Source organism: Isoptericola sp. NPDC019482 (assembly GCF_040632295.1).
Taxonomy (GTDB): domain Bacteria; phylum Actinomycetota; class Actinomycetes; order Actinomycetales; family Cellulomonadaceae; genus Isoptericola.
Map to the genome: position 1 here is coordinate 52,780 of NZ_JBEYBQ010000015.1, position 12,115 is coordinate 64,894.

General features: G+C 75.4%; 12 protein-coding genes and 1 riboswitch. Of the genes, 6 read left to right on the plus strand and 6 right to left on the minus strand.

The genetic code is table 11. From position 1 onward, the window contains the following. Positions 1-8: 8 nt before the first annotated feature. Entirely contained in the window at positions 9-1,775 is a 1,767-nt protein-coding gene (locus tag ABZ493_RS11920; protein WP_430582382.1) for an ABC transporter ATP-binding protein, read from the minus strand. Beyond that, positions 1,772-3,586 carry an ABC transporter ATP-binding protein gene (locus ABZ493_RS11925; RefSeq protein ID WP_430582383.1) on the minus strand — a complete coding sequence of 605 codons (1,815 nt, stop codon included), beginning with the start codon at positions 3,584-3,586 and terminating at the stop codon, positions 1,772-1,774. The genes ABZ493_RS11920 and ABZ493_RS11925 overlap by 4 nt, the downstream gene beginning before the upstream one ends. 54 nt (positions 3,587-3,640) lie before the next feature. On the opposite strand from ABZ493_RS11925, the gene ABZ493_RS11930 reads away from it, so the two are divergent. Next, positions 3,641-4,030: a DUF3817 domain-containing protein gene (locus tag ABZ493_RS11930; RefSeq protein WP_430582384.1), complete on the plus strand. Its 390-nt coding sequence runs from the start codon at positions 3,641-3,643 to the stop codon at positions 4,028-4,030. After that, on the plus strand, positions 4,027-5,259 hold the full coding sequence (locus ABZ493_RS11935; RefSeq protein WP_430582385.1) for a ThiF family adenylyltransferase: 1,233 nt from the start codon (positions 4,027-4,029) through the stop codon (positions 5,257-5,259). Before ABZ493_RS11930 ends, ABZ493_RS11935 begins: the two co-directional genes overlap by 4 nt. On the opposite strand, the gene ABZ493_RS11940 is transcribed toward ABZ493_RS11935, so the two are convergent. From ABZ493_RS11940 to thiO, 4 genes are all read right to left on the minus strand, one after another. Next, complete coding sequence (locus ABZ493_RS11940) at positions 5,256-5,690, minus strand: NUDIX domain-containing protein (protein WP_430582386.1); 435 nt, start codon at positions 5,688-5,690, stop codon at positions 5,256-5,258. The genes ABZ493_RS11935 and ABZ493_RS11940 overlap by 4 nt on opposite strands. Positions 5,691-5,730: 40 nt before the next feature. Further along, a complete protein-coding gene (locus ABZ493_RS11945; protein ID WP_430582387.1) occupies positions 5,731-6,573 on the minus strand; it encodes a thiazole synthase in 843 nt (280 codons plus the stop codon). A 30-nt stretch (positions 6,574-6,603) separates the two neighbouring features. Next, entirely contained in the window at positions 6,604-6,849 is a 246-nt protein-coding gene (thiS, locus tag ABZ493_RS11950; protein ID WP_430582388.1) for a sulfur carrier protein ThiS, read from the minus strand. Continuing rightward, complete coding sequence (thiO, locus tag ABZ493_RS11955) at positions 6,846-8,096, minus strand: glycine oxidase ThiO (RefSeq protein WP_430582389.1); 1,251 nt, start codon at positions 8,094-8,096, stop codon at positions 6,846-6,848. Before thiO ends, thiS begins: the two co-directional genes overlap by 4 nt. Next, a riboswitch (TPP riboswitch) is annotated at positions 8,086-8,188 on the minus strand. It overlaps the preceding gene by 11 nt. Before the next feature lie 31 nt (positions 8,189-8,219). On the opposite strand from thiO, the gene thiE reads away from it, so the two are divergent. The 4 genes from thiE (at position 8,220) to guaA (ending at position 11,978) form a co-directional block, all read left to right on the plus strand. Next, a complete protein-coding gene (gene thiE, locus ABZ493_RS11960) occupies positions 8,220-8,879 on the plus strand; it encodes a thiamine phosphate synthase (RefSeq protein ID WP_430582390.1) in 660 nt (219 codons plus the stop codon). Positions 8,880-9,016: 137 nt separating this feature from the next. Beyond that, positions 9,017-9,685, plus strand: coding sequence for a hypothetical protein (locus ABZ493_RS11965; RefSeq protein WP_430582391.1), 669 nt, complete (start codon positions 9,017-9,019; stop codon positions 9,683-9,685). Continuing rightward, positions 9,682-10,344 (plus strand): OmpA family protein, encoded by a 663-nt coding sequence (locus ABZ493_RS11970; protein ID WP_430582392.1) that lies wholly within the window; start codon positions 9,682-9,684, stop codon positions 10,342-10,344. The genes ABZ493_RS11965 and ABZ493_RS11970 overlap by 4 nt, the downstream gene beginning before the upstream one ends. Positions 10,345-10,394: 50 nt before the next feature. Further along, positions 10,395-11,978: a glutamine-hydrolyzing GMP synthase gene (gene guaA, locus ABZ493_RS11975; protein WP_430582393.1), complete on the plus strand. Its 1,584-nt coding sequence runs from the start codon at positions 10,395-10,397 to the stop codon at positions 11,976-11,978. Positions 11,979-12,115: the final 137 nt, after the last annotated feature.

Below are 12,115 nucleotides of genomic sequence, written 5' to 3' on the forward strand. Positions count from 1 at the left end.
CGGGTGGGCTACTCGTGCTGCCAGCTGTGCCAGAGCCTGGCGTAGTCGCCGCCGGCGGCGACGAGGTCGTCGTGCGGGCCGATCTCGGTGATGCGGCCGCCGTCGACGACGGCGACGCGGTCGGCGTCGTGCGCGGTGTGCAGGCGGTGCGCGATGGCGACCACGGTGCGGCCGGTGAGCACGGCGTTGAGCGACCTCTCCAGGTGACGGGCGGCCCGCGGGTCGAGCAGCGACGTCGCCTCGTCGAGGACGAGCGTGTGCGGGTCGAGCAGGACGAGCCGCGCGAGCGCGACCTGCTGCGCCTGCGCGGGCGTGAGGGTGTGACCGCCCGACCCGACCGCCGTCTCCAGCCCGTCAGGCAGCGCGGCCGCCCACGACGCGGCGTCGACCGCCCCGAGCGCCTCCCACAGGGCGTCGTCCGTGGCGGACGTGTCCGCGAGGCGCAGGTTCTCCGCCAGCGACCCGACGAACACGTGGTGCTCCTGCGTGACCAGAGCGACGTGGTGGCGCAGGTCCTCCAGGGGCAGCTCGACGAGCGGCACGTCGCCGACGGTGACCGACCCGCCGGTGGGCGGGTGGATGCCGGCGAGCATGCGGCCCAGCGTCGACTTGCCCGCGCCGGACGGCCCGACGACGGCGAGCCGCTCGCCGGGGGCGAGGTCCAGGTCGATGCCGTGCAGCACGTCGTGACCCTCGCGGTACGCGTACCGCACGGCCCGGGCGCGGACGTCCTCCGACGACGGGACGGCGGTGCCGGCGGTCCGGTCCGGGCCGACCAGCCCGACGCCGACGACGCGCGCCAGCGCGACGGCCGCGACCTGCAGCTCGTCGAGCCAGAACACGAGGTCGAACACCGGGCCGCCCATCTGGTGGCCGTACATCGCGATGGTCGCGACGGTGCCCACGGTGACGAGGTCCTGCGACACGAGCCAGCCGCCCCACAGGATGACGACGATCGGCGCGATCGCGACGGCGGCGTCGAGGGACGGGATGAGCCGCAGCCGCAGCCCGAGGGTGTACGACTCGGCGTCGAACGCCTCGCGCAGGTCGCGGTCGATGCGCCGGCGGATGCGGGCCCCGAGGTGCAGGGCGTCGGTGGTGCGCGCCCCCTCGACCGCCTCGGTGATGGAGCCGTTGATCGTGGCGTAGGCCGCGGACTCGCGCAGGTAGCCCGGGGTCGCGCGCCTGAGGTACCAGCGCGTGGCCACGACGATCAGCGGCACGCCGGTGAGCAGCCCGACGGCCACGAGCGGGCTCGCCAGGAACGACGCGACCAGCGTGAGCAGGATCGTCACGACGCACACGAGCACCCGCGGCACGCCGAACCGCACGGCGTGCTGCAGCTTGTTGACGTCGTTGGTGGTGCGCGCGACGAGGTCGCCCGTGCCGGCCTTCTCCACCGTGGACAGCGGCAGCCTCGTCACGGCGTCCATGAACTCCTCGCGCAGGTCCGCGAAGACCCGCTCGCCGAAGACCATGGACAGCCGCTGCGCGTACCGCGTGATGACGGCCTGCGCGACGACGGCGCCCACCAGGACCAGCGCCGTCGTGTCGACGAAGGACAGCGTGGTGCCCGCTGCGACCTGGTCGATGATCCGGCCCAGCAGGAACGGGCCCGCCAGGCCGGCCAGCGCCGCCAGCGTGTGCAGCACCGCGACGCCGCCGAGCTGGCCGCGGTGGCGACGGAACAGGCGGCCCACCGTGCGGTTGACCTCGGCGCGGTCGGCGATGGGCAGCAGGTTCGGGTTGGTGGTGCCGCTCGTCGTGCTGCTCATCGTGCCGCTCCTTCCAGGTCGGTGTCGGTCAGCTCGCCGGACTCGTCGTCGGCGTCCTCCGCCATGCTCCGTCCGACGACGGCGCGGTACGCGGCGCCGTGGGCGTCGCGGCGGGCGAGCAGCTCGGCGTGCGTGCCGCTGGCCGCGACGGTGGCGTCGTCGTCGAGCAGCACGACCTCGTCGAGGTGGTCCAGCACGAGGGGGCTGGCGGTGACGACGAGCGTGGTGCGGCCGCGGCGCACCTGCGCCACGCGCTCCGCGATCCGCGCCTCGGTGTGGGCGTCCACCGCGCTGGTGGGCTCCACGAGCACGAGGATCTCCGGCTCGGTGAGCAGGGCCCGCGCGAGCGCCACGCGCTGCCGCTGGCCGCCCGAGAGCGAGCGGCCCTTCTCGGGCAGCTCGCCGGTGAGGCCGCCGGGCACGCTGTCGAGGACGTCGTGCGCGTCCGCGGTGACCATCGCGGCCAGCAGGTCGGCCTCGGTGGCCCGGCCGCGGGCGTCGAGGGCCTCGCCGAGCACGCCCGAGAACAGGTGCGGTGTCGCCTCGGAGACGACGACGCGGTGGCGCAGCGCCTCCTTGTCGAGGTCGGCGAGCAGCACGCCGCCGAGCCGGACCGGCGTGCCGGTCTCGGCCTCGTCGTCGAGCCGTCCCAGCCGCGTCGCGACGCGTGCCGAGGCGTCCGGGTCCGCGCTGACCAGGCCGACGACGCGGCCGTCGCGCAGCACCAGGCCGCTGACCTCGTCGGCGAGCTCGGCACCGGCGGGCGGCGCGTCCGCGGGGGTCGACGCGGACGGCGTCGCCTCCGTGACGCGCAGGACGTCGAGGATCTTGCGCGACGAGATGACCGCGCGGATGACCATCTGCAGCATCTGCGTGGCCATCTGCACCGGCCACGCGAGGAACGCGGCGTAGCCGTAGAACGTCACGAGCTGGCCGCTGGTGATCTCGCCGCGTACGGCGGCGCGGGCGCCGAGCCAGAGCACGAGCGCGGCGAGCAGACCGGGCAGCAGCACCTGCAGGCCGTCGAGCACCGACTGCAGCACCGCGACCCGCACGCCCTGGTGCCGCACCTCCTGCGACTGGCGCGCGTAGCGGGCGGCGAACTCGTCCTCGCCGCCGATGCCGCGCAGGATGCGCAGGCCCGAGACGGTGTCCGCGCCGAGCGACGTCAGGCGGCCCGTGGCCTCGCGCTGCGTCGTCTGACGCGACTGCAACGGCTTGACCAGCAGGCCGAGCACGGCCGCGACCGCAGGGATGCCGAGCGCCAGGACCAGACCGAGCTGCACGTGCTGCGACAGCATGATCGCCACCACGACGACGTACGCGATCACGCCGCCGGTGAACCGGCCGGCCATGGAGAACATGTCGCCCACGCGCAGCGCGTCGTTCGCGACGGCGGAGACGACCTCGCCGGTGGGGAGCTTGCGGGTGATGGCGTGCCCGGCCCGCGAGGCCTTGTAGCCCACGAGCTGGGAGAACGACAGCGAGGCCCGCACCCAGTTCTCGACGTCCCAGATGTGGTTGAAGACGCCCGCGACGACGATCACGGCGGCGGCGCCGAGCATCGCGCCGCACCACGCGAACAGCGGGCCGCCGAAGCCCGGCGACAGGCCCTCGTCGATGGCGCGGCCGATGAGCAGCGGGGCCGCGGCCGACGCGAGCATCGCCACCACGCCCGCCACCAGGGACTTCGCGAGCACGTCGCGTTGCCGCCACCCCTGCCAGGCCAGCAGCCGGGCGGGGGACGTCAGGGGAGGGCTGCCCACGTCGGGCAGGGGGAGGGGACGCACGGTCGTCCAGCCTACGAACATTCCCCGACGCCCTGCCACGAATTAACCGCACCGTTTCGCGCCTACGATGCTGGGGTGAGCACCCCGCAGCAGACCCCCACGACCAGCCAGGCCGAGGCCGCCATCCGCAAGGCGCGCGGCGCCCTGAAGCGGTACCGGTTCATGGCGATCCTCACCGGTGTGATGCTGCTGATCCTGTGCGTCGAGCTGTTCTTCAAGTACGTGGTGCCGGTCGAGCTCGTCGTCGACTACCTGGGCTGGGTGCCGTTCGCGCACGGCTGGATCTACGTGGTGTACCTCGTCACGGTGCTCGACCTGTGGTCCAAGATGCGCTGGGGCTTCGGCCGTCTCGCCACCATGGTGTTCGCCGGTGTCGTGCCGGTGATGTCGTTCATCCTCGAGAAGCGCGTCCACGCCGACGCCGACGCCAAGCTCGTGGCGCTCGAGGAGCGGTACGCGGCATGACGTCGCTCGCCCCCCTCGTCGCCGCGGGCCCGGAGCTCGACGCCGCGCGGCTCGCCCGGTACGCCCGGCACCTGCCGCTGCCCGGCGTCGGGCCCCAGGGGCAGCGCCGGCTCGCCGCCGCGCGCGTGCTCGTCGTGGGGGCGGGGGGCCTCGGCAGCCCGGCCCTGCAGTACCTCGCCGCGGCGGGCGTGGGCACCCTCGGGGTCGTGGACGACGACGTCGTGGACGTCTCCAACCTGCAGCGCCAGGTGGTGCACGGGACCGCCGACGTCGGCCGGCCGAAGGTCGAGTCGGCGCGCGACCGGCTCGCTGACCTCGCGCCCGACGTCGAGGTGGTGGCCCACGCGGTGCGGCTCACCCCCGAGAACGTGCTGGAGATCGTCGGCGGGTACGACGTCGTGCTCGACGGCGCGGACAACTTTCCGACCCGCTACCTCGTCTCCGACGCGGCCGAGATCCTCGGCGTGCCGGTCGTGTGGGGCGCGATCCACCAGTTCGACGGCCAGGTCGCCGTCTTCTGGGGCGCGCCGGTGCTGGCCGACGGGGCCGGTGAGGAGACCAGGGACCGCGGCGTCACCTACCGCGACGTCTTCCCCGTCCCCCCGCCGCCGGGCACCGTGCCCGACTGCGCCACCGGCGGCGTGCTCGGCGCGCTGTGCGGCACCGTCGGCTCGGTCATGGCCACCGAGGCGGTCAAGCTCATCACCGGCGCGGGCACCACGCTGCTCGGCCGCATCGCCGTCTACGACGCCCTCGAGCTGTCGTGGCGGCAGCTCGCCGTCCGCCCTGACCCGACGCGCGAGCCCGTGGCGGAGCTGCTGGCCGACGACGCCGCGTACGCCGCGTTCTGCGGCCTGCCCGCCCCGGTGGGCGGGTCGGCCGACGTCGACGCCACGGCTGGTGGCCTGGGGCCCGCCAGCATGACCGCCGTCGACGCCGCCGCGCTGCTCGCGGGCGAGGCTCCCGTGGCGCTCGTCGACGTCCGCGAGGACTGGGAGGTGCAGGCGCTGCCGGTCGCGGGCGCGACGGTGTCGCCGAGCGGCGCCTTCCTCGGCGGGGGAGCCGGCGCCGCGGCGGCGATCTCCGCGCTGCCCGCCGACCGCCCGGTGCTGCTGGTCTGCGCCGCCGGCGCCCGCTCGGCCCGCGTGGCCGACGTCGCGCGCGCCGCCGGCGTCGACGCCCGCTCCGTCGAGGGCGGTGCGCCCGCGCTGCTGCTGGCGGCGCGCTAACGCCCCGCGGGTGCGTCCCCGGCGCCCTCGGCCGCGATCCTGAGGAGGGACCGGGCGTCGGGCTCGCGCCACGCGCCGAGCTCGGGCGCGGGGACCCACTCGAGGCCCACCATGCGCGGGCACGTGCAGTCGAGCTCCGGGTCGACACCGAGCGTGGGGTCGCCGGCCGCGACCGCGGTGGCGAACACCGTCGTCGTGCCGCCCGGTTCGGCGATGTCGGCGACGTGCTGCGCGCTCAGCACCGTGAGGCCGACCTCCTCCCGGACCTCCCGTGTCACGGCCTGGGCGGGCGTCTCGCCCTGCTCGATTCCTCCGCCGGGCGGCGTCAGGTAGGCGGGCCCGTCGTGCCGACCGTGGGGTCCCCGGGACCGTTGCCGGACGACGAGGAGCCGGCCCTCTCGCTGGATCAGTGCCGCGACACGGTGACGCACGCCGGCAGTCTTCCACGGCAGCGGGGCTGTCGGCGCTCGCTCAGAGCGCCAGGTCGAGGCGGCCGTCGGGGGAGGAGCTGGCCAGCGCGCCCTCGCGGCGGGGGATGCGGCCGGCCCCCGCGGCGAGGCGGCCGGACTCGACGGCGAGGCGCATGGCGTGCGCCATGCGGACCGGGTCGGCGGCGCGCGTGACGGCGGTCGCGAGCAGGACGCCGTCGCAGCCGAGCTCCATCGCGAGGGCGGCGTCGGACGCCGTGCCCACCCCGGCGTCGAGGATGACCGGCACGCGCGCGGCGGACGCGATCGCCTCGATGTTGCGCGGGTTGAGGACTCCCAGGCCGGTGCCGATGGGGGCGCCGAGCGGCATGACGGCGGCGCAGCCGACGTCCTCCAGCCGGCGCGCGAGGATCGGGTCGTCGTTCGTGTACGGCAGGACGACGAACCCGTCGCGCACCAGCCGGTCGGCCGCCTCGACGAGGCCGAGGGGGTCGGGCAGGAGCGTCACGTCGTCGGCGATCACCTCGAGCTTGACCCAGTCGGTGCCGCACGCCTCGCGCGCGAGCTGCGCCGTGAGCACGGCCTCGGCGACCGAGAAGCAGCCCGCCGTGTTGGGCAGCGCGCGGATGCCGAGCCGCTCCAGCAGCCCCCAGATGCCGCCGTCCTCCGCGCCCGTGCCGCCGGGGCGCACCGCGACGCGTCGCATCGCCACCGTGGTGAGCCCGGTGCCGGACGCGACCAGCGCGTCCTCGAGCGTCATGAGGTTCGACGCGCCGCCCGTGCCCATGACGAGGCGCGAGCCGATCTCCGTGCCGGCGACCACGAGCGGGTCGACGAGCGGGTGCGCGACAGGGGCGGACGTCGCCGCGGCGGGCGTGCTGGTCATGCTTCCTCCATACCTTCTGCGTGCTTCAGGTCAGCCGCCCTGGACGGCGGTGACGATCTCGACCCGGTCGCCGGGCGCGATCCGGGTGCCGGCCCACAGGCCGCGGGGGACGACCGCGTCGTTCACGGCCACGGCGATGCCCTGCACCGTGCCGTCCGCGACGAACGCGGGGACGAGGGCCGCGACGACGGCCTCGACGCCGTCACCGTGCGGCCCGTCGAGCGCGTAGGCCTCGCCGTTCACGACGGCGGTGCGGGCGGCGGGGATGGCGGTCATCGGGCGGCTCCTTCGGGGAGTGGACTGTCGGCGGGACGGTCGGCGGGCGCGAAGCGGCGCGGGTCGGCGGCGGACAACGCGTCGTCGGGGGGAGGAGCTCCGGTCAGCGCGGCGAGCACGGCGTCGGCGGTGAGCGGCGCGAGCAGCACCCCGTTGCGCCCGTGCCCGACGGCGGCGAGCAGGCCGGGCACGGCGGTGGCGCCGACGAGCGGCAGGTTGTCGGGGGTCGCCGGGCGGGCGCGCGGCGTGACGTCGACCAGCGCGGCCTCGTCGATCCCGGGCACGAGGGCGCGTGCGTCGCGCAGCAGGGCGAAGACGCCGCCGGCCTCGGCGCGGCGGTCGTCGGGACGCTCCTCGCTGGTGGCGCCCACGACGATCTCGCGGTGCTCGGGCCCGCTGCCCGGTCCCGTGCCGGTGCCGGCCGCCCGCGGCACGACGTACACCGACCGCCCCTGCACCGTGCCGCGTACCACGTGCTCCAGCGCCAGGCCCGGCGGGGCGTCCAGGCGCACCGTCATGCCCTTGACGGGGCGCACCGGGACGCGGACCTCGGGCACGCCGTCGAGCAGCGACGCCGTCATCCCGTGACCGGTCGCGAGCACGACGGCGCCCGTGGCGTGCCGCGCACCGGCGCCGTCGTGCACCGCCACGACCCGGCCCGCGGCGTCGCGCTCGAGACGCACCGCGGCGCGGCGGACCAGGGCGGGGCCGAGTGCCGCGCACAGTGCCGCGTGCGCCGCTCGCGGGTCGACGGCCAGGTCGCCGTCGACGACGGCCGCACCGGCGAGCCGTGGCCCGAGGTACGGCTCGCGCCGTCGCGCGTCGGCGACGGGGACCTCCGCGGACGCGAGGCCCCACTCCCGGTGCAGCGCCAGCACGCGGCGCAGCAGCGCGAGGTCGTCGGCGTCGTACGCGACGGCGAGAGACCCGGCGCGCAGCAGCGGGACGTCGTGGCCGGTCGCGGCGGCCAGGTCGGCGGCGAACGCGGGCCATCGGGCGGCCGACGCGACGTTGAGGCGGGCGAGCTCCCGCTCGCCGAAGTCGGCCTCGCTGACGGCCGCGAGCATCCCCGCGGCCGCGCGGGTGGCGCCGTCGCCGGGCGACGGGTCGAGCACTGTGACCGCGAGGCCGGCGTCCGCGGCCCGCCAGGCCACGGCGAGGCCGACGATCCCGCCGCCCACGACGACGACGTCGCGGGCGGACGCGCCCGCGGGAACGGATCCCGGAGCGGGTGCAGAGGTGGGCATGTGCGCTCCCTTCGCTGGCATGACCCAGATCAGGTTCGACGGTCGGCTCCTACGCCCTCTCAGCCCCGAGCGGGGCTCCCGTGCGCGGCCACTGTAACCCGGGCCGTGGTTACCCTGGCCGGCGTGACCACGACCACGCCCGCTGCCGACGCGGCCCGCGCCCGCCTCGCCGACGCCCGCCTCTACCTGTGCACCGACGCCCGCGAGGACCGGGGCGACCTGGAGGACTTCCTGCACGCGGCGCTCGCGGGCGGCGTCGACGTGGTGCAGCTGCGGGACAAGACGCTCGACGTCGCGCGCGAGCTCGAGCTGCAGGGGATGGTCGCCCGCGTCGCCGCGGAGCACGGCGCGCTCTGGGCCGTGAACGACCGGGCCGACGTCGCGCAGCTCGCCGGCGCGCCCGTGGTCCACATGGGGCAGCGCGACCTGCCGGTGCCGGCGGTGCGTTCGCTGCTGGGACCGGACCCGGTGCTGGGCCGCTCGACCCACTCCGCCGCGCAGGCGGCCGAGGCGGAGGCCGATCCGGACGTCGACTACTTCTGCGTCGGCCCCCTGTGGGCCACGCCCACCAAGCCCGGCCGCGCGGCGGTCGGCCTCGACCTGCTGCGCGAGGTCGCCGCGACCCGCCCGACGACGCCGTGGTTCGCCATCGGCGGCGTCGACGCCGAGCGCCTGGACGCCGTGCTCGACGCCGGCGCGTCGCGCGTCGTCGTCGTGCGTGCCATCACCCAGGCACCGGACCCCGAGCGCGCCGCTCGGAAGCTGCGCGAGCGGCTGGGCTGACCCCGGCGCCCGAGGCCTGTGACCTGGGGAGTTCTCCCCATGGATGCCCCGGGCGGACCCCTGCCGGCGCGTGCCAGAGTGGGGCCCCTGCCCCCACCACGGCCGGGTACTGGCCGTGCCCCGACCCTGGAGGACGCATGTCCGCACGGACCGCACGCGCCCGCACCACCGCAGCACTCGCCCTCGCCGGCACGCTCCTGCTCGCCGGCTGCACCGGCAGCCCGAGCGACGACGAGGCCGGCGCGACGGGCGAGGCCGCCACCGCGGAGCAGGCCGCCGCCGACCCGGGCACCGCCACCGTCGCCGACCAGGTGATGGCGGAGCAGAAGATCGCCACGCCGCACGGCGGCGGCGACGCGTGGGGTGGCGAGCTCACCGTGACGCTGCGCTCCGTCGAGGTCGGCGCCGAGAACATGACCGTGCGGTGGGCGCTGCGCTGGGACGACGACGAGTCGCCCGCCGACGCCGGCGCCAGCTACTACGACCTGGGCGTCGTGCCCGCGACGACCGTGACCGACCGCACGGCCCTCAAGGCCTACAAGCCCTACTGCACCGAGGGGGCCTGGCAGCTGGACAGCGACGACGCGGCGCAGGCGTCGCTCGCGCAGCTCAGGTGCCGCGAGTCGATGCTGGTGTCGCCGCTCGAGAACATCACCTTCAAGTTCCCCAACCACGGGACGATCGAGGCGTCCGCCGTGCTGCCCGCCCCGGACGGCGAGCCGGCGACCGTGGACGTGCTGCCCGCGGAGGGGCTGCCGCTGTTCACGGACGCGACGGTCACCTACGGCGACGGGGCCGCGCAGTGACGCTCCGGGCCCGGGGAGCCGCCGTCGCGGCGCTCGCCGTGCTGCTCGCGGCGGTCGCCGCGGGACCGGCCGGCGCGGAGACGAGCCCGAGCGCGTCGTCGGACACCACGACCTCGGCCGACCCGGAGCTGATGATGGCGGCGCACGAGGCGCTCGCGGAGCAGGACGCGAAGGTCGAGGCGGCCGAGCTCACCGACGCGATGCGCGCGGACTCGACGCTCGACCTGCGCGCGCCGGACTCGACGTTCGACCTCCGGCCGGACGACTCCACGACGGTGCTGGAGAAGACGCAGGAGAAGGAGGACGACACGGTCGTGACGCTCACCTCCGACCTGCTGTTCGACTTCGGCAAGGCGGAGCTGACGCCGGAGGCGGAGAAGGCGGTGGCCGACCTGGCCGCAGACATCCCGCAGGACGCGACGGTCCGGGTGGACGGGTACACCGACTCGATCGGCACGGACGCGAGGAACCTCAAGCTCTCCGAGCAGCGCGCGAACGCGGTCGCCGACGTGCTCGAGGCGGAGCGGCCGGACCTGGCCCTGAAGGTCAAGGGCCACGGCGAGGCCGACCCCGTCGCGGACAACGAGGTGAACGGCGAGGACAACCCCGCAGGGCGCGCCCTGAACCGGCGCGTCGAGGTGACCTACCCCACCGCGTGACCCCGTGGACGGGCCGGGGAGGGGGAGCGTCCGGCGGCTAGGATGAGCCGGTGACGTCTCCCGCCACCACCCCCACCCCGCGCCCGGTCCTCGTCGTCGACTTCGGCGCCCAGTACGCGCAGCTCATCGCGCGCCGCGTGCGCGAGGCCAGCGTCTACTCCGAGATCGTGCCGCACACGTTCACCACGGAGCAGATGCTCGCCAAGAACCCGGCGGCGATCATCCTGTCCGGCGGCCCGTCGTCGGTGTACGCCACGGGCGCGCCGTTCGTGGACCCGGCGCTGTTCGAGGCCGGCGTGCCCGTGCTCGGCATCTGCTACGGCTTCCAGGCGATGGCGCAGGCGCTCGGCGGCACCGTCGCGCAGACGGGGCAGCGGGAGTACGGCGGCACCGAGGTCGAGGTCTGCGAGGCGGGCGTGCTGCTGGCCGGCACCCCCGACCACCAGACCACCTGGATGAGCCACGGCGACTCCGTGCACGCCGCGCCCGAGGGGTTCCAGGTGCTCGCGACGTCGTCCGGCTCGCCCGTCGCCGCGTTCGAGGACACCGGCCGCCGCCTGTACGGCGTGCAGTGGCACCCCGAGGTCAAGCACTCCGCCCACGGGCAGGCCGTCCTGGAGAAGTTCCTCTACGAGGGCGCGGGCCTCAAGGCCGACTGGACGCCCGGCAACGTCATCGCCGACCAGGTCGCCGCGATCCGCGCCCAGGTGGGCGACGCGCGCGTCATCTGCGCCCTGTCCGGCGGCGTCGACTCCGCCGTCGCCGCGGCCATCGTGCAGCGCGCCGTCGGCGACCAGCTCACCTGCGTGCACGTGGACCACGGCCTGCTGCGCGAGGGCGAGGTCGAGCAGATCGAGCGCGACTTCGTCGCCTCCACCGGCGTGCGGCTCATCATCCGCGACGAGAAGGAGCGGTTCCTCACCGCCCTCGCCGGCGTGAGCGACCCCGAGACGAAGCGCAAGATCATCGGCCGCGAGTTCATCCGCGTCTTCGAGGACGCGCAGCGCGACATCGTCGCCGAGGCGGGAGCCCACGGCGAGGAGGTCAAGTTCCTCGTGCAGGGCACGCTGTACCCGGACGTCGTCGAGTCCGGCGGCGGCGAGGGCGCGGCCAACATCAAGAGCCACCACAACGTGGGCGGCCTGCCCGACGACCTGCAGTTCGAGCTCGTCGAGCCGCTGCGCACCCTGTTCAAGGACGAGGTCCGCGCGGTGGGCCGCGAGCTCGGCGTGCCGGAGGAGATCGTCGCCCGCCAGCCGTTCCCCGGCCCCGGCCTCGGCATCCGCATCGTCGGCGAGGTCACCGCCGAGCGCCTCGAGACGCTGCGCAAGGCGGACGCCATCGTCCGCGAGGAGCTCACCAAGGCAGGCCTGGACGACGAGATCTGGCAGTGCCCCGTCGTGCTGCTGGCCGACGTCCGCTCCGTCGGCGTGCAGGGCGACGGCCGCACCTACGGCCACCCGATCGTGCTGCGCCCGGTGTCCTCCGAGGACGCCATGACCGCCGACTGGACGCGCCTGCCCTACGACGTGCTGTCCGTCATCTCCACCCGCATCACCAACGAGGTGAGCGAGGTCAACCGCGTGGTGCTCGATGTGACGAGCAAGCCGCCGGGCACGATCGAGTGGGAGTGAGGGTGTCGGGCGTGGTGCGCGGCGGGTGTCGTTCGTTCGAATGATTCGCTCGTGCCTCGCTCGGCTCTCACGAACGACACCCGCCGCGCATCACGCCTGCAGGTAGCGGCGGGAAGCCGGCTCCCGTCGCGTCCCCG